We start from the raw sequence: 19,633 nt of genomic DNA, 5'->3' as shown, positions 1-19,633 counted from the left end.
GTGGGGGTGGGGGTGGGGGTGGGTGCCGGCCCACCGCCGCCGCCGATCTGCACGTCAATGCAGGAGTAGAAGGCGTTCGCGGTGTCGGCGATGTTCCACACCGCGAGAATCTTCTGCCGGCCGGAGAAGCCGCCGAGGTTGACATTGTGCGAGACGGTGGCGCCCGGTTGCTGGCCGTTGCCGTTGACCGAAGCGACCCGGGTGTTGCCGATCCAGTACTCCCAGTTGCTGGTCGCGTGCCGGGCGGTGTTCACCCACGTGAAGGTCAGCGAGCTGCCGACCGACGTGGCCGGCCAGCCCCGGCTGTCGTCGTTGAGGACGGCGAAGTGGGCGATGCCGGCGTTGCAGCTGCGGAGGCCCTTGGGCCCCTCGACGCTCTGCGGCTCGTACTTGATCTGCCCGCAGTCGGGCACCCGGCCCTGGGCGCAGAGCGCCTGCCGGCTCGGTGGGGCGGACACGTAGCCGTGCGCCTGGGCCGGCGCGGCGACGGTGAGGGTGGCGGCGACGGCGCCCGCCGCCACCAGCGGAACGGTGATTCTTCGACGCATCGGGGCACTCCTTCTCCAGGTCCGGTGGGTGCCCTCAACGTAATTTAAACTTTGTTAACAGTAAAGACCCTCGTCAATAAACCCATCGATGATGACGAGTTTTCTGTCAGAGCCGGAGCAGGCCGCCCCGATCGTCCACCTGGTCTGCCGATTCGTCGTCCAGCCAGACCCCGCCGCTGGCGAGGTAGCGGAACCGGTACTCCCCCGGCGCGAGCCGCACGGTCACCGTCCGGGTGCCGTCGCGGCGGGCCACCAGCTCGTGCCGGCCGGGCTCCCAACCGTTGAAGCAGCCCACCACGCTGACCGGGCCGGGCGGGGCGTCCCGGGGCAGGCAGAAGGTGACCCGGGTCTGGTTGCCGAAGAGTCTGTTGCGCTTGATCACTGTGATCCCTCCCGGTGTTGCGGCGGTTCACCCGGTCTAACGGACGACACGCCGGAGCCGACACGCCGCCCGGGCCGTCCGGATAGCGGCATTCCACCCGCTATCTCCGGAAGCTGCGGCATTCTGAACGCACATGTACTGATACGGGGGTTTCTGTGGCTACCTGCGAGGTCTGCGGCAATGACTACTGGATGGCGTTCGAGGTGCGTACGGTCAGCGGCGACGTGCACACCTTCGACTCGTTCGAGTGCGCGATCCACAAACTGGCACCGATCTGCGAGCACTGCGAAATCAAGATCGTCGGGCACGGCGTGGAGGTCAACGGCCGGTTCTTCTGCTGCGGGCACTGCGCCCGCGCCGTCGAGGGCGCCGAGGGCGCCGAGATCCGCGACGCCGTCGGGGCGCGCCCCGCCTGATCCCGCCCCTGCGGTACGGTCGTCCACATGCGGCCGTTCCTGAGCGTCTCCCCGCCGCGCTCCTAACGGAGCGCCGCGCCTCCCGCCGACCGGTGTCTGACCCGGCTCGGCCATCTAGCCGTACGCGCTCCGTCGACGTCGTCCCCGTCAACGGCTCACCCTTCGGAGCGCATCCGTGTCCACGTCCCGTACCGCGCCGCCGGCCGCCCCGGCCCCGGCCGTCGCCCAGGCCCGCACCGGCCTGATCCAGATCACCGTCATCGGAGTGCTGTGGGGCACCACCGGCGTGGCGGTGCAACTCCTGCGCGAGAGCACCGGTCTCAGCCCGGTGAGCATCGGCTTCCACCGCCTGGCCATCGCCGCGCTCGTCCTGCTGGCGTGCACCGCCGGCCGGCTCCGCACGATCCTGACCGCGCTGCGCGCGGCGCCGGTGCCGCTGCTGATCACCGGCGTGGGCCTCGGCCTCTACCAGGCCCTCTACTTCGCCGCCGTGGCGCTGGCCGGAGTCAGCGTGGCCACCGTGGTCAGCCTGGGCCTGGCCCCGGTGCTCGCCGCGGCCTGGGAGTCCGTGCGGGCCCGCCGGATCCCCGGCCCGCTGCGGCTCGGCACCCTGATCGCCGCCGTCACCGGCCTCGCCCTGATCACCGGCGCCACCGCGGAGCCCACCGCCGCGGCGCCCGCTCCACTGCTCGGCCTGCTCGCGGCGGCCGGGTCCGGCCTCGGCTACGCGGTGACCACCCTGATCAGCCGACAGGTGTCGCAGCGCACCGCGCCGATGACGCTGACCACCATCTCCACCGTGATCGGTGCACTGACCCTGGCCCCGCTGGCGCTGACCGCCGGGGTCGGCGTACCAGTGCGCGTCGACACCGTGGCGCTGCTGCTGCACCTCGGCGTGGTCACCACCGCGGTGGCGTACGCGCTGTTCTACGCCGGGCTGCGCACCACCCCCGGCAGCGTCGCCGCCGTGCTGACCCTGCTCGAACCACTCACCGCCGCGGCGCTGGCCGTGGCGTTGCTGCACGAACCGCTCCCGCTGCCGGTGATCGTCGGCGGTGCGCTGCTGCTCACCGCCGTGGCCGCCACCTACCTCGCCCCCACTCGGACGGACGCACCGTGACGCCCCCTGGCCGGGCCGGACGCCGTGGGGTCCGCCCGGCCGGACGGCCTAGGATCGGTGGGTGCCCCAGCAGACCATCGAGGTCCGGACGGCGTCCTTCGCCGACCTGAACGCCCACACCTTCCACGACCTGCTCAAGCTGCGCATCGACGTGTTCGTGGTGGAGCAGCACTGCCCGTACCCGGAACTCGACGGACGGGACGTGGAACCCGGCACCCGGCACCTCTGGCTGACCGACGGCGGCGCGCCGCTGGCGTACCTGCGGATCCTGGCCGACCCGGACGGCGCGGCCCGGATCGGTCGGGTCGTGGTGGCCCCCGCCGCGCGCGGCGGCGGGCATGCCGGCCGGCTGATGACCGCGGCCCTGGAGGTGGTGGGCAACCGGCCCTGTGTGCTGGACGCCCAGTCGCACCTGGTCCCCTTCTACACCCGGCACGGCTTCGCGGTCAGCGGCCCCGAGTACGTCGAGGACGGCATCCCGCACACCCCGATGCGCCGCGATGCCATTGACGACTGACGATCAGCCTGGCATCGTGCCGGGCAGAGCCATCGCGGGAGCCTGCGAGTAGGCACGGGAGCGGGCATCTCCCGGCGGTCCGGGTGTCGTCGTCCGACCTCATCCCCCCGGGGGCTCCATGTCCACTCTCGTCCGATCACCAGGCGTGCTCTGGCTGCTCGCCATCGCGGCGGCCGCCACGCTCCTGCTCACCACCGCGCTCACCAGCGCGCTGGTCCCGCCCGCCTCGGCGCACGGGTCGGTCGTCGACCCGGCCTCGCGCAACTACGGCTGCTGGCAACGCTGGGGCAGCGACTTCCAGAATCCGCGGATGGCCACCGAGGACCCGATGTGCTGGCAGGCCTGGCAGTCCGACCCGAACGCCATGTGGAACTGGAACGGCCTGTTCCGCGAGGGCGTGGCCGGCAACCACCAGGGCGCCATCCCCGCTGGTCAGCTGTGCAGCGGCGGGCGTACCCAGAGCGGCCGCTACAACGCCCTGGACACCGTCGGCGCCTGGAAGACCGCCCCGGTGTCGAGCAACTTCCGGGTCCGCTTCTTCGACCAGGCCAGCCACGGCGCCGACTACATCCGGGTCTACGTGACCCGGCAGGGCTTCAACCCGCTGACCGAGACACTCGGCTGGGACGATCTGGTCCTGTCCGGCCAGATCGGCAACACCCCGGCGTCGCAGTGGAAGCAGGAAGCCGGCGGCGTCTCCATCGAGATCCCGGTCAACGCGGCGGGCCGCACCGGCCGGCACATCGTCTACACCATCTGGCAGGCCAGCCACCTGGACCAGTCGTACTACCTGTGCAGTGACGTCGACTTCTCCGGCGGACCCGGTACCCCGCCGCCCACCACCCCACCACCGACGACGCCGCCGCCGACCACGCCGCCGCCGGCGGGGGCCTGCACGGCGACGTACGCGGTCACCGGCCAGTGGGCCGGCGGCTTCCAGGCCGAGGTGCGGGTGACCGCCGGCGGATCGCCCACCCGGGGCTGGTCGGTGAGCTGGAACTACGCCAACGGCCAGCAGGTCAGCTCGGCGTGGAACGCCAGCGTCGCCAGCAACGGCACGCTGGTCACCGCGCGCAACGTCGGCCACAACGGCAGCCTCGCCGCCGGAGCGAGCACCACGTTCGGTTTCCTCGGCTCGTGGACCGGTAGCAATCAGGTTCCGCTGGTCTCCTGCACGACGACCAGTTGATCCCCGGCCGGCGCCGCACCCGGGCGGGGGCGCGGCGCCGGCCGGCGGGGAAACCCGTTGGTGCGACCCGCCGGTCACCGGCATCATCCCCACATGATCGAGATGACCGTGCTCACCCCCGACGACTGGCCCACCTGGCGCGAGCTGCGGCTCGCCGCCCTCACCGAGGCACCGGAGGCGTTCGGCTCCCGGCTGGCCGACTGGCAGGGCGACGGCGACCGCGAGGAGCGCTGGCGCGACCGGCTGAGCATCCCCGGCTCGCACAACCTGGTGGCCACCGTGAACGGGCAACCGGTCGGGATGGCCAGCGGCGTACCCACGCCGGACCCGCTCGTCATGGAGCTGATCTCGATGTGGGTGCACCCCGAGGCGCGCGGCCGCAAGGTCGGCCACCTACTGGTGGACAACGTGGCGCGCTGGGCCCGCGGGAACGGCGCGGAACGGCTGCGCCTCACCGTCATGCCGGACAACGCGGCGGCGAAGGCCCTCTACCGGCGTGCCGGCTTCGGCCGCACCGACGAACTCGGCGATCTCCTGCCCGACGGCGTACGCCGCGAGCAGGTCATGCTCCGCCCGCTCTGACCCGTGCCCTCGGAATCAGACCAGGCAGTTGACGATCTCGGCGATCGAGCGGCGGCGACCGGTGTAGAACGGGACCTCCTCGCGGACGTGCCGGCGGGCGCCGGAGGCGCGCAGGTCACGCATCAGGTCGACGATGCGGTGCAGCTCGTCGGCCTCGAAGGCCAGCATCCACTCGTAGTCGCCCAGCGCGAACGAGGCCACGGTGTTGGCCCGCACGTCCGGGTAGCCACGGGCCAGCCGGCCGTGCTCGGCCAGCATCTCGCGCCGCTCGGCGTCGGGCAGCAGGTACCACTCGTAGGAGCGGACGAACGGGTAGACGCAGATGTAGGGGCGGGCCTCCTCACCGGCCAGGAACGCCGGGATGTGGCTCTTGTTGAACTCCGCCGGCCGGTGCAGCGCCATCTGCGACCACACCGGGGTCATCGCCCGCCCCAGCGTCGTGCGGCGGAACCGCAGGTACGCGTCCTGGAGCGCGTCGCTGGAGGCGGAGTGCCACCAGATCATCACGTCCGCGTCGGCGCGCAGCCCGGAGACGTCGTACACGCCCCGGATCACCACGTCCTTGCCGGCCAGCTCCTCGAAGAGGGACTCGACCTCACCAGTGACGTTGTCCCGCAGCGACGGCAGCGGGGCGCTGGCCCGGAACACCGACCACATGGTGTAGCGGATGCTGGCGTTCAGCTCCCGCATCCGGGCCGCGTTGGTCTGCTCGGTCATCTCGCCGATCCTCCCAGTGCTGTGATGATCTCCTCGGCCGCCGTCTCGCCGGAGCGGACGCAGACCGGAATGCCGACGCCGTCGTAGCCGGCGCCGGCAAGGACCAGGGTGGGGTGTGCGGCCCGCAACGCCGTCCGCGCGGCGGCGAGCCGGTCGGCGTGCCCCGGGGTGTACTGGGGCAGGGCCCCTCCCCAGCGCTGCACGTGACCGTCGACCGGGGCGGGCAAGGGCGCCCCGAGCACCGCCGACAGCTCCCGGTGCACGGTGGACGCCAGGTCCGCGTCCGGGCGCTGGAGCTGCGCCTCCTCGCCGTACCGGCCCACCGAGGCGCGGACCAGCGCCAGCCCGTCGGGCCGGCGCAGGTGCCCCCACTTGGTGGTGAAGAAGGTGGACGCCTTGATCAGCAGCCCCTCGGTGCTCGGCACCAGGAAGCCGGACAGCTCGGGCAGCTCGGGCTGCGGCAGCGCCAGGGTGACCAACGCGACGCTGGCGTAGTCCAGCTGACCGACGCCCGCGGCGGCCGCCGGGGCCGGGCCGGCGAGCAGCCGGGCCGCCGGGCGGGCCGGTACCGCAAGCACCACGGCGTCCACGTCGACCAGCTCCGGATCTCGGGTCGGGCCGACCGTGAGCCGCCAACCGGTGCCGGTCGGGGTCAGCTCACGGACGGCGGCATCCCGCCGCACGGTTGCGCCGCTGGCCGTCACGGCCGCCTCGACCAGGGTGCTGAGCCCACCGGCCAGGGTGCCGAAGACCGGTGCGCCCGGCGCGCGCGGCGCGGCGGCCTGCGCCGCCCGGACCGCGCCGGTCAGGGTGTGCTCCACCCGGGCCGCGCGGGCCAGCGCCGGCATGGTGGTGACCAGGGAGAGGTCGTCGGCGCGGCCGGCGTACACGCCGCCGAGCATCGGGTCGACCAGCCGCTCGACCACCTCGTCACCGAAGCGGGACCGGACCAGCGCACCCACCGAGACGTCCGCGTCGAGCCCGACCAGCGGCCGGCCGCCGTCGGTGTCGGCACCCGCGGCCGGGCGTGCGACCGTGGTCACCCGGTCCAGATCCCCGGGTACGCCCACCAGGGTGCCGCCCGGGATGGGGCGCAGCCCTCCGTCGATGACCAACGCGGCCCGCCCGACCGTGGGGTGCACGATCTGATCGGCCAGCCCGAGCCGGCGGGCCAACGCCACCGCCGCGGACTCGGCCCCCGTCGGGTCGCGCATCAGGAAGGACTCGGCGCCGAACTCCACCGGCTGGCCGGCCAGCTCCCCGGTGCGCAGCTTGCCGCCCAGCGCACCGGACTGCTCGTACACCGTGATCTCGGTGCCGGCCGGAGCGCGGTCGCGCAAGCGGACCGCAGCCGCCAGCCCGGCGATCCCGCCGCCGACCACCGCCACCCGCCAGGGCTGCCGCATCGCGTGTCAGCCCTGGTCGGCCCGGCGGTTGGAAGCCTCATGCACCAGCGCGACCACCCGGGTCAGCACGTCGGGGTCGGTCTCCGGCAGCACCCCGTGGCCCAGGTTGAACACGTGCCCGGGGGCGGCCCCGCCCTGGTCCAGAATCCGGCGTACCTCGGCCTCCACCACCGGCCAGGGCGCGAGCAGTACGCACGGGTCCAGGTTGCCCTGCACCGCCTTGTCCGGGCCGATCCGGCCGGTGGCGATGTCCAGCGGGGTACGCCAGTCGACGCCGACCACGTCCGCGCCGGCCTCGCCCATCGCGCCGAGCAGCTCGGCGGTGCCCACCCCGAAGTGGATCCGCGGGACCCCGGCGTCGGCCAGCCCGCTCAGCACGGCGGTCGAGTGCGGCAGCACGTAGCGGCGGTAGTCGGCCTCGGAGAGCGCGCCGGCCCACGAGTCGAACAGCTGCACGGCGGACACGCCGGCCTCGATCTGCACCCGCAGGAAGGCCAGCGTCACCTCGGCCAGCCGGCCGCAGAGCGCGTGCCACAGCTCCGGATCGCCGTACATCAGCGCCTTGGTCTTCGCGTGGGTCCGCGACGGGCCCCCCTCGACCAGGTAGCTGGCCAGGGTGAACGGCGCACCGGCGAAACCGATCAGCGGGGTGTCGCCCAGCTCGATCACCAGCTGCCGGACCGCCTCGTCCACGTACGGGACGTCGTCGCGGGTGATCGGGCGGATCCGCTCCACGTCGGCGGCGGTGCGGATCGGCTCGGCGACCACCGGGCCGGTGCCCGGCACGATGTCCAGGTCGACCCCGGCCGCGGCGACCGGCACCACGATGTCGCTGAACAGGATCGCCGCGTCCACTCCGTGCCGGCGCACCGGCTGGAGTGTGATCTCGGTGACCAGCTCCGGGCGACGGCAGGACTCCAGCATCGGCACGCTCGCCCGGATCTCCCGGTACTCCGGCAGGGAGCGGCCCGCCTGGCGCATGAACCAGACCGGCGTGTGCGGGCCGGGCCGGCGCCGGCATGCTCGGATGAAGGGCGAGTCGGCCGGCCCTCCGGGGCGCTGTTCTCCGTCTCGGGCGGCAGTGCCCGTGGTGTCCGTGCTCATCGCCGCAATCGTGCCACGACACCCACCCCCTCCCCGCCGGGGGTGAAAGGAAGGGCACCTTCTTAACGCCTCCGGTAGAGCAGGGGCCCCTTGTTGACAACCGAGCGCGGGCCGGACGGGCTCGGACGGTGGGCACGGACGACCGAGCACCGGCGCACGGGAACGGCCGCCGGATCGGGTGTCGGCGCGCCGTCGAAGCCGGGGGGCCGACCGCGGCATAGGCTGCCGGCATGGCCCCCCCGATCGCGCTCCCGGAGACCTTCGCCCGCGCGGTCGCCGGGCTGCGGTCGGCGGCGCCCCGGCCGGAGATCACGCTGGAGGAGGTCGGCGCCCCCCAGCGGCTGGCCCCGTACGCGTTCGCGCTCTCCGCGACGGTGCTGCGCGACGGCGACGAGGTGGCCACCGGCCGGCTGATCCTGCTGCACGATCCGGTCGGGCACGAGGCGTGGCAGGGCACCCTGCGGCTGGTCACCTACGTGACGGCCGAGCTGGAGGTGGACCTGGCCGCCGACCCGCTGCTGCCCGGGGTCGGCTGGACCTGGCTGACCGACGCGCTGGACGCCCACGACGCCGGCCACCGGGCCACCGGTGGGACGGTCACCCAGACCATGTCGACCCGGTTCGGCGACCTGGCCGGCCCACCCACCGCCGGCGACATCGAGATCCGCGCCTCCTGGACCCCGGTCGACGACGACCTGGCCCCGCACCTGCTCGGCTGGTGCGCGCTGCTCGCCTCCACGGCAGGCCTGCCCCCACCCGGGGTGACCGCCCTGTCCGACCGCCGCCCCGCCGGCGCCGCCTGACCCGTCCGCCACCCGTCCGCCCCGCCCGGCGGCGTCGATCATGGAGTTGTGGGGGGCGGGACGTCCCTCGGTGCGGCATTCGTGAGGCACCACAACTCCATGATCGACGGGGAACCGGCTGTCAGAGGTAGTTGTCCGCCTCGTCGCAGACCTTGTCCAGGCCCTTCATCGCCGTGTCGTAGGCGCTCTTGTTGCCGGCCGCCGCCGCGCCGAGCGCGGTGGTCAGCTTGTCCAGGCAGCTCGCGATGACCTTCTTCTGCCGAGCCTGCTCGTCGCGGTCGTTACGGGTGCCGGTCAGGTCCTGCTCGGTGCTGTCGAGCTTCTCCTGCATCGCCTGCAGGTCAGTCTTCAGTTTGCTGATCTCCGTGGTGTTGGCCGCGATGGTGTCGTCGCGTTGGCTGACCTGACCGGTGAGGCGCTTCTCCGTCCGGTTCAGCTCGCTGTTCTTGGTCACGAACAACCCGGTCATCACCCCACTGACGACGAAGAGCAGCGCGGCCACCAGGGCCAGCACCAGCACGGCGCGACCTCGGCCGGCCGCCGACGCCCCGGTCGGGCCGTACGGCGGCATCATTCCGGGCGGCGCGGACATCGGCTGGCCGTACGCCGGGCCGGACACCGGCGGCGCGGACATCGGCTGGCCGTGACCGGGGCCGGAGATCGGCGGCGCGGAGACCTGTCCGGCGTACGGCGGGGCGCTGGCCGGGTAGCCGGGCGGGGCCTGCGGTACGCCGTACTGCGGTGGCACGGGCTGAGCGGCCCCGTACTGCGGCGCGGCCTGACCCGGCGCGTACTGCTGCTGCGGCGCGGCCTGACCAGGCGCGTACTGCGGCGCGTGCTGACCCGGCGCGTACTGCTGCTGCGCGGGCTGGCCGGCCGGGTACTGCACCGTCGGCTCAGCGCCGGACGGGCGTGGCACCGTCGGGTGCGGCACGGTCGGGTCGGACGGGCCGGCCGGCGGACCGGCGGCGTACGAAACGGTCTGGTCGGCGGCGGACGCCGGCCGTTCCGGGCCGGCCGGCGGCGTCGGGGAGGCCGGCGGGAGACCGTCCGGCCCGGTCGGTGGCTGGGACATCGCTATTCCTCCAGGTGAGCAGGTCCCGCGCCGGCAGCGCGACGGACCGGGTGCAGCGGCGGGATTCGCCGGGGCCGGGGACCCGGGCGGGATCGGGGACGGCCGGCGATGGGCGTGGATGGCGCGAGCGGCACCGGCGTCGTCGCCGGCCCGCCAGGTCAACAGATCTTGAAACCGTCGCAGGCGACCTTGATCGGTACGGCCAGCCCGATGCCCTCGGCGTCGCGAGCCTTGGCGGTGGCGATGCCGACCACCTGCTTGCTGCCGTTGATCACCGGACCGCCGGAGTTGCCCGGGTTGATCGGGGCGTCGAACTGGATGGCCGGCCCGGAACCGCCCTGAGCGGCGCGCAACGCGCTCACGACACCGGTGGTGACGCTGTCCTCCAGGCCCAGCGGAGCGCCGACGACGACGATCTGCTGGCCGGACTTCGCCGCGGCGGGCGCGGTGACCAGGCCGGTGAACTTGCCGCTGGTGCGCAGCTGCGCCACATCGTTGGCCTTGTCGACCTTGACGATGGTGGCGGGAAAGCGCTGATCGGTGCGCTCCAGGAAGACCTGGCGTCCGCCGCCGTCCCAGACCGCCTCGATCACGTGGAAGTTGGTGAACAGATTCGTCCCGCCACCGTTCGCCGGTTTGCCCACCGCGAACGCCGTGCCGGTGAACTCCCCGGCCCGGACCCGGAACACGCTGGGCAGCACGGCGCTCGCCACCGCCTCCGGGTTGAACGCGGCGCCGGCCTGCTTCTCCAGTGTCTCCGCGCGCTTCTCCAGGCCGTCGAGGCGGGTGCCGTCGCCGTCCTGGGCCTGCGCCAGTCGCCGGTCGGTGTCGGCGAGCCGGTCGCCGAGCCGGTCGAGCTGGTACGCCTGCACTCCGGCCACCGCGGCCAGCACCACGACGGCGAGCGTGGCGAGCAGGGCCGGCCAGCGCCGACGGGTGGGCCGGGCTGCGGGCGGCGGGGCCGCGGTCGGCCAGCCGGGCTGCCCGGGCGCACCCGGGTAACCCGCGGTGGCGAATGGCGGCGCGCTGGGCGGCGGGTAGCCACCGTCGCCCGGAAGACCCGGTCCGGGGTTGCCCGGAAAGCTCGGCCCCGCCGGCTGGTAGGCGGCGGCGCCGGTGGCCGTGGTGGGGGCGCCGGCCCCGTACGGCGCGGTCGCGCCGTGCGGACCGACCGGCACTGAGCCGTACGGCGCCGGTGCGGAACCGTGCGGAGCAGCCCCCGGCGCGGGACCGTAGGGCGGAGCCGCCGGGACGGTGCCGTGCGGAGCGTGCGGCGAGCCCCACTGGCCGGTGTCGGGTTGGGCGGGCCAGCCGGCGCGGGGAGCTGGCACGACGTGCGACGGATCGGTGCCGCCGGTCGGCGCGGACCAGGTCGACCCGGCGCCGGGGTGCGGCTCGATGCGCGGTGGCAACGGCCCCGGCCGGTCGGCGGCCGACTCCGCCCTGCCCGCGTGGTCAGGCTCGGTGCCCGCCGGTCGCCCGTCCCCCGAACCGAAGCCAGCCGTCATGATCGTCTTGCCTTTCCCCGTGGTCTCCCCGTGCCACCATCAACCCGTTCGTCATGTCCAACGGGGCGGCGGCTCGATGGACCGTACCTGCGTGAACGGGCTTTGTCTCCCCCGATGTCCGGCATCCGAAAGGACACCTCGCGGACACCTGACCGACACACGCCGGACCGGCTGCACCCGCCGGATCACCGCGCGCACTAGGGTTGGCAGGTGACCGACGAACCACCCCTGCGCCGTCGGCCCACCGAAGAACTTCAGGGAAACGCACCCCAGCACCCGCCGTCGGCCCAGCCGCAGCCGGCGGGCGACGGGGTCGACCCGACCGACGGTGGGCCCGTTCCGCTGACCGCCCCGCGTGACGGCACCCCCGATCCGGTGGCCACTCCGGCCGAGCTCGCCGAGGTCGTGGCCCGTTTCGCCGCGGGCACCGGCCCGGTCGCCCTGGATGCCGAGCGGGCCTCCGGCTACCGCTACAGCCAGCGCGCCTACCTGGTGCAGCTCCGTCGGGCCGGTGCCGGCACAGCGTTGATCGACCCGCTGCCGCTGCCCGACCTCAGCGCGCTGGACGCCGTGATCGGCGAGGCCGAGTGGGTGCTCCACGCGGCAAGCCAGGATCTGCCCTGCCTGGCCGAGGTGGGGCTGCGCCCGCGCCGGCTGTTCGACACCGAACTGGCCGCTCGGCTGGCCGGGTTCGAGCGGGTCGGCCTGGCCGCGCTGACCGAGCAGTTACTCGGGTTCACCCTGGAGAAGCACCACTCGGCGGCCGACTGGTCGAGCAGGCCACTGCCCGAGTCGTGGCTCACCTACGCCGCCCTGGACGTGGAGCTGCTCACCGACCTGCGCGACGCGCTGGACGCCGAGCTGGCTCGGCAGGGCAAGTCGGCCTGGGCCGCGGAGGAGTTCGCCGCCCTGGTCCGGACCGGGGCCCGCCCGCCCCGGGTCCGTGCGGAACCCTGGCGGCGTACCTCCGGCATCCACCGGGTGCGCGGGGCGCGGGCCCAGGCCCGGGTCCGCTCGATGTGGTACGCCCGGGACCAGATCGCGGCCCGGCGGGACGCCGCGCCCGGCCGGGTGCTGCCCGACTCGGCGATCATCGCCGCCGCCGAGTTGGACCCGAAGGACGAGAAGGCCCTGCTGACGCTGCCCGGTTTCGGCGGCCGGTCGGTCCGCCGACTGGCCCGCACCTGGCTGGCCGCGCTCGACAACGCCCGGCAGCTGCCGGATGACGCGCTGCCGGTCACCCCGGCGGTGGAGGGCCCGCCCCCGCCACACCGGTGGGCCGAGCGGGACCCGGTGGCTGCCGGTCGGCTGGCCCGCTGCCGGGAGGTGGTGGTGCGCATCGCCGGTAAGCACAACCTGCCTCCGGAGAATCTGATCACCCCGGATTCGGTGCGCCGGCTGGCCTGGACCCCGCCCGAGGAGCTCACCGAGGACGCCGTGGCGGAGACCCTGCGGGGCTTCAACGCCCGCGAGTGGCAGATCGCCCTCCTCACCCCCCACCTGACGCCCGCCCTGAACCCGGACCCTCCCGCCCCCGACCTCCCCTGACCCACCCCCACCGCGGTTGATCATGAAGTTATTGCCGTCCGGGCCGGCGAGTCGTGACAACAACTTCATGATCACCGGGTGAGGCAACCCGGTGGGTGTGGGGTGGGCCACAGTGGGGGGCGGGGACGAGGTTGGTTACTGGCGAGTAGCATCCGGGGGAACGTGCCCGTGTCGGCGACCCTCATTCGGTCCGGAGTGCCGCCCGCCGGCGCGAAGGCCGAATGATGGTCGAAAAGGAGGCTCAAGTGCCCCGTGAAGTTCGCGACGTCGTCTTCGTCGACGGCGTCCGTACCCCGTTCGGCAAGGCGGGTGGCATGTACGCCAACACCCGCGCCGACGACCTGGTGATCCGCTGCATCCGTGAACTGCTGCGCCGCAACCCGCAGCTGCCGCCGGAGCGGGTCGAGGAGGTCGCCATCGCGGCCACCACCCAGATCGGCGACCAGGGCCTCACCATCGGGCGGACCGCCGCCCTGCTGGCCGGTCTGCCCAAGACCGTTCCCGGCTTCGCCATCGACCGCATGTGCGCCGGCGCGATGACCGCGGTGACCACCGTCGCCGGTGGCATCGCCATGGGCGCGTACGACATCGCCATCGCCGGCGGCGTCGAGCACATGGGCCGCCACCCGATGGGTGAGGGCGTCGACCCCAACCCGCGCATCATCGCGGAGAAGCTGGTCGACCCGTCCGCGCTGGTCATGGGCGCGACCGCGGAGAACCTGCACGACCTGGTCCCGCACATCACCAAGGCGCGCACCGACGCGTTCGCGCTCGCCTCGCAGCAGAAGACCGCCAAGGCGTACGCCAACGGCAAGCTCCAGGACGACCTGGTGTCGGTCGCCATCCGCGACGCCGAGGGCGGCTGGGGCCTGGCCACTGTGGACGAGGCGCCGCGGGACACCTCGCTGGAGAAGCTCGCCACGCTGAAGACCCCGTTCCGCCCGCACGGCAAGGTCACCGCGGGCAACGCGGCCGGTCTGAACGACGGCGCCACCGCGAGCCTGCTGGCCGACGAGGCCACCGCCCGCGAGCTGGGGCTGCCGGTCGCCATGCGGCTGGTGTCGTTCGGTTTCGTCGGCGTCGAGCCGGAGGTGATGGGCGTCGGCCCGATCCCGTCGACGGAGAAGGCGCTGCGCATCGCCGGGCTCAGCATCGACGACATCGGCCTGTTCGAGCTGAACGAGGCCTTCGCCGTGCAGGTCCTCGCCTTCCTCGACCACTTCGGCATCGCCGACGACGACCCGCGGGTCAACCCGTGGGGCGGTGCGATCGCCATCGGTCACCCACTGGCCTCCTCCGGCGTGCGTCTGATGACCCAGCTCGCCCGCCAGTTCGCCGAGCACCCCGAGGTCCGCTACGGCCTCACCGCGATGTGCATCGGCATCGGCATGGGCGGCACCGTGATCTGGGAGAACCCGCACTGGACGGAGGGCAACAAGTGAGCGCGCTCGCCGCACCGAACGAGGTCGTCACGAAGGCGCTGCTGCGTCAGGTGAACGTGCCGGGGCTGGACCGACCCGCCGCCCTGATCACGCTGGACAACGGCTTCGACCACACCAAACCCAACACCTTCGGCCCGGCCGGGCTGACCAGCCTGGACGAGGCGATCACCGCCGCGCTCGCCGCCGACCCGGCGTTCATCGCGGTCACCGGCAAGCCGTACATCTTCTGCGTGGGCGCGGACATCGTCGGCCTGCCGCAGCTCGCCGACCGCGCGCAGGCGCTGGAGATCGGCCGGCTCGGCCACCGGGTCTTCGCCCGGCTCAAGGACAGCACCGTGCCCACGTTCGCGTTCGTCAACGGCGCGGCGATGGGTGGCGGCCTGGAGCTGGCGCTGCACTGCCACTACCGGACGCTCTCCGGCGGTGCCGCGGCGCTCGCGCTGCCCGAGGTCTCCCTCGGTCTGGTCCCCGGGTGGGGCGGCACCCAGCTGCTGCCGAACCTGATCGGCATCCCCGCCGCCACCCAGGTGATCATCCAGAACCCGCTGATGCAGAACAAGATGCTCAAGCCGAAGCAGGCTGCCGAGCTGGGCATCGCGGATGTGCTGCTGGAGCCGGCCGACTTCCTGGAGCGGTCCCTGGAGTGGGCCGCCGGCGTGGTGCGGGGCCAGGTCACCGTGACCCGGCCCGAGGTCGACAAGGACATGTGGGCGGGCGTGCTGTACTTCGCCCGGGAGACGCTGAACCAGCGGCTGCACGGCGCGGTCCCGGCCGCCTACAAGGCCCTGGATCTGCTGGAGACGGCGAAGGACGGCGACTTCGCCGCCGGCACCGCCGCCGAGGACGAGGCCCTTGCGGACCTGGTCTTCTCCGAGGAGCTGCGCAGCGGCCTGTACGCCTTCGACCTGGTGCAGCGGCGGGCCAAACGGCCGGCCGGCGCACCGGACAAGGGCCTGGCCCGCCCGGTCACCAAGGTCGGCATCGTCGGCGCCGGCCTGATGGCCAGCCAGCTGGCGTTGCTGTTCGCCCGCCGCCTCCAGGTGCCGGTCGTGATGACCGACCTCGACCAGTCCCGGGTGGACAAGGGCGTCGGCTACGTACACACCCAGATCGAGAAGGCCGTCACCAAGGGCCGGATGGACAAGGGCACCGCCGCCAAGCTGTACGGCCTGGTCAGCGGCACGGTCGACAAGAGCGTCTTCGCCGACGCCGACTTCGTCATCGAGGCGGTCTTCGAGGACCTGGGCGTCAAGAAGCAGGTCTGGTCCGAGTTGGAGAAGATCGTCTCCCCGGAGGCGGTGCTCGCCACCAACACCAGCTCGCTGTCGATCACCGAGATGGCCGCGGAGCTGGAGCACCCGGAGCGGGTGGTCGGCTTCCACTTCTTCAACCCGGTGGCGGTGCTGCCGCTGCTGGAGATCGTCCGGGGTGAGCGCACCGACGACGTCACGCTGGCCACCGCGTTCGCGGTCGGCAAGCAGCTCAAGAAGTCGAGCGTGCTGGTCAAGGACGCTCCGGCGTTCGTGGTGAACCGGCTGCTCACCCGCTTCCTGGGCACCGTCTTCGCCGCTGTCGACCAGGGCACCCCGTTGGACGTGGCGAACAGCGCGCTGGACCCGCTGGGCCTGCCGATGCGCCCGCTCGCCCTGCTCCAGCTGGTCGGGCCGGCCGTGGCGTACCACGTGGGCGGCACCCTGCACGCGGCGTACCCGGACCGGTTCGGCGTGAGCGAGAACCTCAAGCGGATCGCCGACTCCGGCCAGCCCATCGTGGTCGACGACAAGGTCAACGAGGAGGTCGCCAGGCTGCTCGTGGTCGGTGACCAGCCGCTGACCGCCGAGCAGGTGCGGCAGAACGCGCTCGACGCGCTCGCGCAGGAGATCCGGCTGATGCTGGACGAGGGTGTGGTCGCTGAGGCGCAGGACATCGACCTGTGCATGATCCTCGGTGCCGGCTGGCCGTTCCACCTGGGCGGCGTCACGCCGTACCTGGACCGGACCGGCACCAGCGAGCGGGTCACCGGTCAGCGGTTCCTGCCCCGCGGGGCGGCGAGCCTGCCCGCCTGACCGGTCGCAGCGCCACCGTCGCGGTGGTCGGATCGTCCCTCGTGGACGGGCCGGCCACCGCGATCGTTTTTGGCTCGCCGGGCAGCGGGGAGAGCTGCGAGAGAGGTAACGCGAGGGTCCATCGCCCGGTTAGGATCACCCGCTTTGCCATCCGATCTTGGAGCTGACTGATGTCCCAGCCGCCGGCCAATCCCTACGGCCCGCCGCACGACTCCCCTCCCCCGCCGCAGCAGCCGGGTGATTGGCCGCAGCAGCAGGGCTTCCCGCCCGCGCAGCCGGGCCAGCCGTACGGAGACCCGAGCCTGGCCGGCGGCCCGCCGCCGGCGAAGAAGTCGAAGGTCGGCAAGATCGTGCTGATCGTGCTGGCCGTGGTGCTGGTGCTCTGCCTCGGTGGCGCGGCGATCACCTGGTTCGCGGTCAAGGACGAGGTGGGCGAGGTCGTCGACGCCACCAGCACGCGGGTGGTCGCGCCGGCCACCCTCGCCGGCCGACCGAAGATCGACGACCCGGAGTTGCAGAAGCTCGCCGACGACCTGGTCGCCGAGATGAAGGCGACGGTCCAGAACGAGACCAGCGCCGTCGGCGCCTTCTACGGCGACCCGGCCAAGCAGGACCTCGTCATGATCGCCGGCACGTCCGGTCTGATGACGGACCCGAAGAAGGAGCTGGACACCGCGGTGACCGGGCTCTCCAGCGAGCTCGGCGTGGCCACCATGGCACCGGTCGAGCCCGGTCCACTCGGTGGCGAGGCGCGCTGCGGTGACGGCACGACCGACGGTGTGCCGCTGGGCGTCTGCGTCTGGGCCGACAAGGGCAGCGTGGGTCTGGTGGTGATGTTCTTCAAGTCCGGCGCGGAGGCGACGGCCGAGTTCGCCACCATCCGTGGGCAGGTCGAGCAGCGCTCCTGATTCGGACGGACCGACCGGGGCCCCGGCCACCCTCGGGTGGCCGGGGCCCCGTGCCGTACGCCAGCGGTCAGGCCGGTTCGCTGTTCCCCGCGGCGGCCCGCGCCGCCGCTGCCGCCGCCCGCTCGGCGGGGTTGCCGAGCACGCAGAACTCGTTGCCCTCCGGGTCGGCGAGCACGACCCAGCCCCCGCCGGTCGGCCCGATCTGGTCGGCGACGTGCACAGCGCCGATGCCGAGCAGCCGCTCGACCTCCTCGGCGCGGGTCCGGTCGGCGGGCTGGAGGTCCAGGTGCAGCCGGTTCTTCACCGCCTTGCCCTCCGGTACGGCGATGAAGAGCACCTCCGGGCCGCCCGGCGGCAGGAGCATCGCCTCCGGGTCGCCGGGGAAGTCGTCGGGCTGCCGGGGGCAGTCGAAGACCTGCGACCAGAAGCCGGCCAGCGCGTACGTGTCGTGACAGTCGATGCTGATGTTGTGGATCGTCGAACTCACGGTTGGTCCTCCACAGTGGTGGCGGGGACACGTTCCCCGGCGCTGCGTACCACGCAGAACTCGTTCCCCTCGGGGTCGGCGAGCACCGCCCAGCCCGTACCGTCGGCGTGCCGCCGGTCGGCGACCATGGTGGCCCCGAGGCCGAGCACCCGCTCGATCTCCTCGTCCCTGGTCCGTTCGACGGGTTCCAGGCAGATGTGCAGCCGGTTCTTCGTCACCTTGTCCTCCGGCACCGCTTGGAAGAAGAGGTTCGGGGTCGCCTCGTCCGGTGGCAGCAGCGCCGCCTCCGGGTCACCCGGGACGTCGTCGGGGTGCCGGGCGTACCCGAGCACCGTCGACCAGAAGCCCGCCAGGGCGTACGTGTCGTGACAGTCGAAACTGATGTTGCGGATCCGTGGATACACGGGTGTTCCCTCCGTGCTGGATGGGGACGCTCCGCCTCCGGGGGTCAGCCGAGAGTGACCCGGGGCGCGGAGTCGGTGATGCTGGACATCGACGCACCCCCTTCGACCTCGAGCTGACAGCGTGATCTTGCCAGCGGGCGAGCACCGCCCGCAACCCTGTTCGCGGCGGACGGGTCAGCCGACGGTGGGCACCGGGCCGTTCACCGCCGGGGCGTCCGCCGACGGCAAGGTGACCGTCACCTCCAGGCCCCCGCCGGGCTGCGCGATCACCCGCACCGTGCCGCCGTGCGCGTCGCAGACCGCCCGGACGATGGACAGCCCCAGGCCGGAGCCACGGGCGCCGGTGCGTTCCCGGCCGCCGCGCCGGAACGGCTCGAACAGCCCCGGCACGTCGGCCTGGTCCACCTCGAAACCGGTGTTGCCCACCACCAGCCAGGAGCGTTCGCGGTCGGTGCCGGTGCGTACCCAGAGCCGCCCGTGCAGGTGGTTGTAGCGAACCGCGTTCTCGATCAGGTTGCCGGCCAGCCGGTCGAGCAGCCCGGGGTCGCCGACCACCGGCGCGGACTCCACCGAGGTCTGCACCCGCAGGCCGATCCGCTCCACCTCCCGGCGCATCGCCGACAGCGCGTTGGCCGTGCCGGTGGCGAGGTCACACTCGGTGCGACGGCCGAGCCGCCGCCCGGCCTGCGCCTCGCTCCGGGCCAGCACCAGCAGCGCGTCGACCAGGCCGTTGGCCCGCTCCGAGGCGTCCCGGACCACCGTCGCCATCCGGCGGTACTCGGCGGCGTCCGCGTCGTCGTCGCTGAGCGTCACGTCGATCTCGGTCCGCATCACGGCGAGCGGGGTACGCAGCTCGTGCGACGCGTTGGCCACGAAACGCTTCTGCGCCTCGAACGCGGACGCGATCCGGTCCAGCATGGCGTCGAAGGTCTTGGCCAGCTCGGCCACCTCGTCGTCCGCGCCCGAGTAGCCGATCCGTTGGTCCAGGGTCGCCTCGCCGAGCCGCTGCGCGGTCGCGGTGACCTGGTGCAGCGGACGCAGAGCCCGGCCGGCCACCGCGTACGCGCCGGCCACACCGACCACGCTGATCGCCAGCAGCGCGACCAGCCCCTTGGCCAGCAACTCTCCGGAGGCGGCGTCGACCAACTGGCGCTGCCACTGGGCGGCGTCGAGCACCCGGCCGTCGGACAGCACCACGGTCGTGCCCGGCAGCAGCTCGTCGGTGGGTCGCAACGCGTCACGAACCAGCAGCCAGGCCAGCAGCACCAGGATCGCTCCAGCGCCGATCAGGAGCACGCCGTTGAGCACGGTCAGCCGCAACCGCAGGGTGGGCCGCAGCCGACCCCGCCCGGTCACAGCGCAACCTCCGTTCGCGACTGCGGGGCTCGCAAACCCGGCTCACTCCTCGCGC

General features: G+C 73.1%; 20 protein-coding genes. 10 read left to right on the top strand and 10 right to left on the bottom strand.

Going from position 1 to position 19,633, the window contains the following annotated elements; all coding sequences use genetic code 11:
• Both KBX63_RS02710 and KBX63_RS02705 read right to left on the bottom strand, forming a co-directional pair.
• On the bottom strand, positions 1-548 hold a 548-nt coding region (locus KBX63_RS02710), incomplete at its 3' end, for a lytic polysaccharide monooxygenase auxiliary activity family 9 protein (protein WP_210907578.1).
• A gap of 106 nt (positions 549-654) precedes the next feature.
• Positions 655-930 (bottom strand): isoamylase early set domain-containing protein, encoded by a 276-nt coding sequence (locus KBX63_RS02705; protein ID WP_210907575.1) that lies wholly within the window; start codon positions 928-930, stop codon positions 655-657.
• 155 nt (positions 931-1,085) lie between these two features.
• Here KBX63_RS02705 and KBX63_RS02700 point away from each other — a divergent pair, with 155 nt between their 5' ends.
• From KBX63_RS02700 to KBX63_RS02680, 5 genes are all read left to right on the top strand, one after another.
• The gene (locus tag KBX63_RS02700) at positions 1,086-1,346 is read left to right on the top strand and encodes a Prokaryotic metallothionein (RefSeq protein ID WP_210907573.1); all 261 of its coding nucleotides are present in this window, start codon (positions 1,086-1,088) and stop codon (positions 1,344-1,346) included.
• A 175-nt stretch (positions 1,347-1,521) separates the two neighbouring features.
• Complete coding sequence (locus KBX63_RS02695; protein WP_210907571.1) at positions 1,522-2,466, top strand: DMT family transporter; 945 nt, start codon at positions 1,522-1,524, stop codon at positions 2,464-2,466.
• A gap of 61 nt (positions 2,467-2,527) precedes the next feature.
• Entirely contained in the window at positions 2,528-2,983 is a 456-nt protein-coding gene (locus tag KBX63_RS02690; RefSeq protein WP_210907558.1) for a GNAT family N-acetyltransferase, read from the top strand.
• Positions 2,984-3,101: 118 nt separating this feature from the next.
• Complete coding sequence (locus tag KBX63_RS02685) at positions 3,102-4,172, top strand: lytic polysaccharide monooxygenase (RefSeq protein WP_210907556.1); 1,071 nt, start codon at positions 3,102-3,104, stop codon at positions 4,170-4,172.
• Between the two features lie 93 nt (positions 4,173-4,265).
• Positions 4,266-4,754, top strand: coding sequence for a GNAT family N-acetyltransferase (locus KBX63_RS02680; protein ID WP_210907548.1), 489 nt, complete (start codon positions 4,266-4,268; stop codon positions 4,752-4,754).
• A gap of 15 nt (positions 4,755-4,769) precedes the next feature.
• Here the strand turns inward: KBX63_RS02680 and hemQ are convergent, their stop codons facing one another.
• Genes hemQ through hemE form a run of 3 tightly spaced genes read right to left on the bottom strand, consistent with a single transcriptional unit; the run spans position 4,770 to position 7,981 of the window.
• The gene (hemQ, locus tag KBX63_RS02675; protein WP_210907546.1) at positions 4,770-5,471 is read right to left on the bottom strand and encodes a hydrogen peroxide-dependent heme synthase; all 702 of its coding nucleotides are present in this window, start codon (positions 5,469-5,471) and stop codon (positions 4,770-4,772) included.
• Positions 5,468-6,877, bottom strand: coding sequence for a protoporphyrinogen oxidase (hemG, locus tag KBX63_RS02670; RefSeq protein WP_210907544.1), 1,410 nt, complete (start codon positions 6,875-6,877; stop codon positions 5,468-5,470). Before hemG ends, hemQ begins: the two co-directional genes overlap by 4 nt.
• Before the next feature lie 6 nt (positions 6,878-6,883).
• The gene (gene hemE, locus KBX63_RS02665; RefSeq protein ID WP_210907529.1) at positions 6,884-7,981 is read right to left on the bottom strand and encodes a uroporphyrinogen decarboxylase; all 1,098 of its coding nucleotides are present in this window, start codon (positions 7,979-7,981) and stop codon (positions 6,884-6,886) included.
• Positions 7,982-8,211: 230 nt separating this feature from the next.
• On the opposite strand from hemE, the gene KBX63_RS02660 reads away from it, so the two are divergent.
• Positions 8,212-8,784, top strand: coding sequence for a DUF3000 domain-containing protein (locus KBX63_RS02660; RefSeq protein ID WP_210907527.1), 573 nt, complete (start codon positions 8,212-8,214; stop codon positions 8,782-8,784).
• A gap of 121 nt (positions 8,785-8,905) precedes the next feature.
• Here KBX63_RS02660 and KBX63_RS02655 read toward each other — a convergent pair whose 3' ends face one another.
• Together KBX63_RS02655 and KBX63_RS02650 are read right to left on the bottom strand one after the other, a co-directional pair.
• Complete coding sequence (locus KBX63_RS02655; RefSeq protein WP_210907525.1) at positions 8,906-9,859, bottom strand: hypothetical protein; 954 nt, start codon at positions 9,857-9,859, stop codon at positions 8,906-8,908.
• 158 nt (positions 9,860-10,017) lie between these two features.
• Positions 10,018-11,367, bottom strand: coding sequence for a S1C family serine protease (locus tag KBX63_RS02650; protein ID WP_210907523.1), 1,350 nt, complete (start codon positions 11,365-11,367; stop codon positions 10,018-10,020).
• Positions 11,368-11,577: 210 nt separating this feature from the next.
• Between KBX63_RS02650 and KBX63_RS02645 the strand changes: the two genes are divergently transcribed.
• The 4 genes from KBX63_RS02645 (at position 11,578) to KBX63_RS02630 (ending at position 17,331) form a co-directional block, all read left to right on the top strand.
• The gene (locus tag KBX63_RS02645) at positions 11,578-12,915 is read left to right on the top strand and encodes a ribonuclease D (protein ID WP_210907521.1); all 1,338 of its coding nucleotides are present in this window, start codon (positions 11,578-11,580) and stop codon (positions 12,913-12,915) included.
• 245 nt (positions 12,916-13,160) lie between these two features.
• On the top strand, positions 13,161-14,357 hold the full coding sequence (locus KBX63_RS02640; protein ID WP_210907519.1) for a thiolase family protein: 1,197 nt from the start codon (positions 13,161-13,163) through the stop codon (positions 14,355-14,357).
• Positions 14,354-16,423: a 3-hydroxyacyl-CoA dehydrogenase NAD-binding domain-containing protein gene (locus tag KBX63_RS02635; protein ID WP_210907517.1), complete on the top strand. Its 2,070-nt coding sequence runs from the start codon at positions 14,354-14,356 to the stop codon at positions 16,421-16,423. Before KBX63_RS02640 ends, KBX63_RS02635 begins: the two co-directional genes overlap by 4 nt.
• Before the next feature lie 170 nt (positions 16,424-16,593).
• The gene (locus KBX63_RS02630) at positions 16,594-17,331 is read left to right on the top strand and encodes a hypothetical protein (protein WP_210907515.1); all 738 of its coding nucleotides are present in this window, start codon (positions 16,594-16,596) and stop codon (positions 17,329-17,331) included.
• Positions 17,332-17,398: 67 nt separating this feature from the next.
• On the opposite strand, the gene KBX63_RS02625 is transcribed toward KBX63_RS02630, so the two are convergent.
• The 3 genes from KBX63_RS02625 to KBX63_RS02615 all read right to left on the bottom strand — a co-directional run bounded on the left by KBX63_RS02625 (position 17,399) and on the right by KBX63_RS02615 (position 19,578).
• Positions 17,399-17,818 carry a VOC family protein gene (locus tag KBX63_RS02625; protein WP_210907513.1) on the bottom strand — a complete coding sequence of 140 codons (420 nt, stop codon included), beginning with the start codon at positions 17,816-17,818 and terminating at the stop codon, positions 17,399-17,401.
• On the bottom strand, positions 17,815-18,222 hold the full coding sequence (locus KBX63_RS02620; RefSeq protein WP_210907511.1) for a VOC family protein: 408 nt from the start codon (positions 18,220-18,222) through the stop codon (positions 17,815-17,817). The genes KBX63_RS02625 and KBX63_RS02620 overlap by 4 nt, the downstream gene beginning before the upstream one ends.
• A 174-nt stretch (positions 18,223-18,396) precedes the next feature.
• Entirely contained in the window at positions 18,397-19,578 is a 1,182-nt protein-coding gene (locus KBX63_RS02615; protein ID WP_210907510.1) for a cell wall metabolism sensor histidine kinase WalK, read from the bottom strand.
• Positions 19,579-19,633: the final 55 nt, after the last annotated feature.

It is taken from the genome of Micromonospora sp. U21, from assembly GCF_018070045.1.
Classification (GTDB): Bacteria; Actinomycetota; Actinomycetes; order Mycobacteriales; family Micromonosporaceae; genus Micromonospora.
This window is presented reverse-complemented; position numbering and strand designations above follow the sequence as displayed.

Excerpts from the sequence above, each read along its gene's own strand:
- KBX63_RS02685 (WP_210907556.1), top strand. The coding sequence starts at position 3,102 with ATGTCCACTCTCGTCCGATCACCAGGCGTGCTCTGGCTGCTCGCCATC.
- KBX63_RS02680 (WP_210907548.1), top strand. The coding sequence starts at position 4,266 with ATGATCGAGATGACCGTGCTCACCCCCGACGACTGGCCCACCTGGCGC.
- hemQ (WP_210907546.1), bottom strand. The coding sequence starts at position 5,471 with ATGACCGAGCAGACCAACGCGGCCCGGATGCGGGAGCTGAACGCCAGC.
- hemG (WP_210907544.1), bottom strand. The coding sequence starts at position 6,877 with ATGCGGCAGCCCTGGCGGGTGGCGGTGGTCGGCGGCGGGATCGCCGGG.
- hemE (WP_210907529.1), bottom strand. The coding sequence starts at position 7,981 with ATGAGCACGGACACCACGGGCACTGCCGCCCGAGACGGAGAACAGCGC.
- KBX63_RS02660 (WP_210907527.1), top strand. The coding sequence starts at position 8,212 with ATGGCCCCCCCGATCGCGCTCCCGGAGACCTTCGCCCGCGCGGTCGCC.
- KBX63_RS02655 (WP_210907525.1), bottom strand. The coding sequence starts at position 9,859 with ATGTCCCAGCCACCGACCGGGCCGGACGGTCTCCCGCCGGCCTCCCCG.
- KBX63_RS02650 (WP_210907523.1), bottom strand. The coding sequence starts at position 11,367 with ATGACGGCTGGCTTCGGTTCGGGGGACGGGCGACCGGCGGGCACCGAG.
- KBX63_RS02630 (WP_210907515.1), top strand. The coding sequence starts at position 16,594 with ATGTCCCAGCCGCCGGCCAATCCCTACGGCCCGCCGCACGACTCCCCT.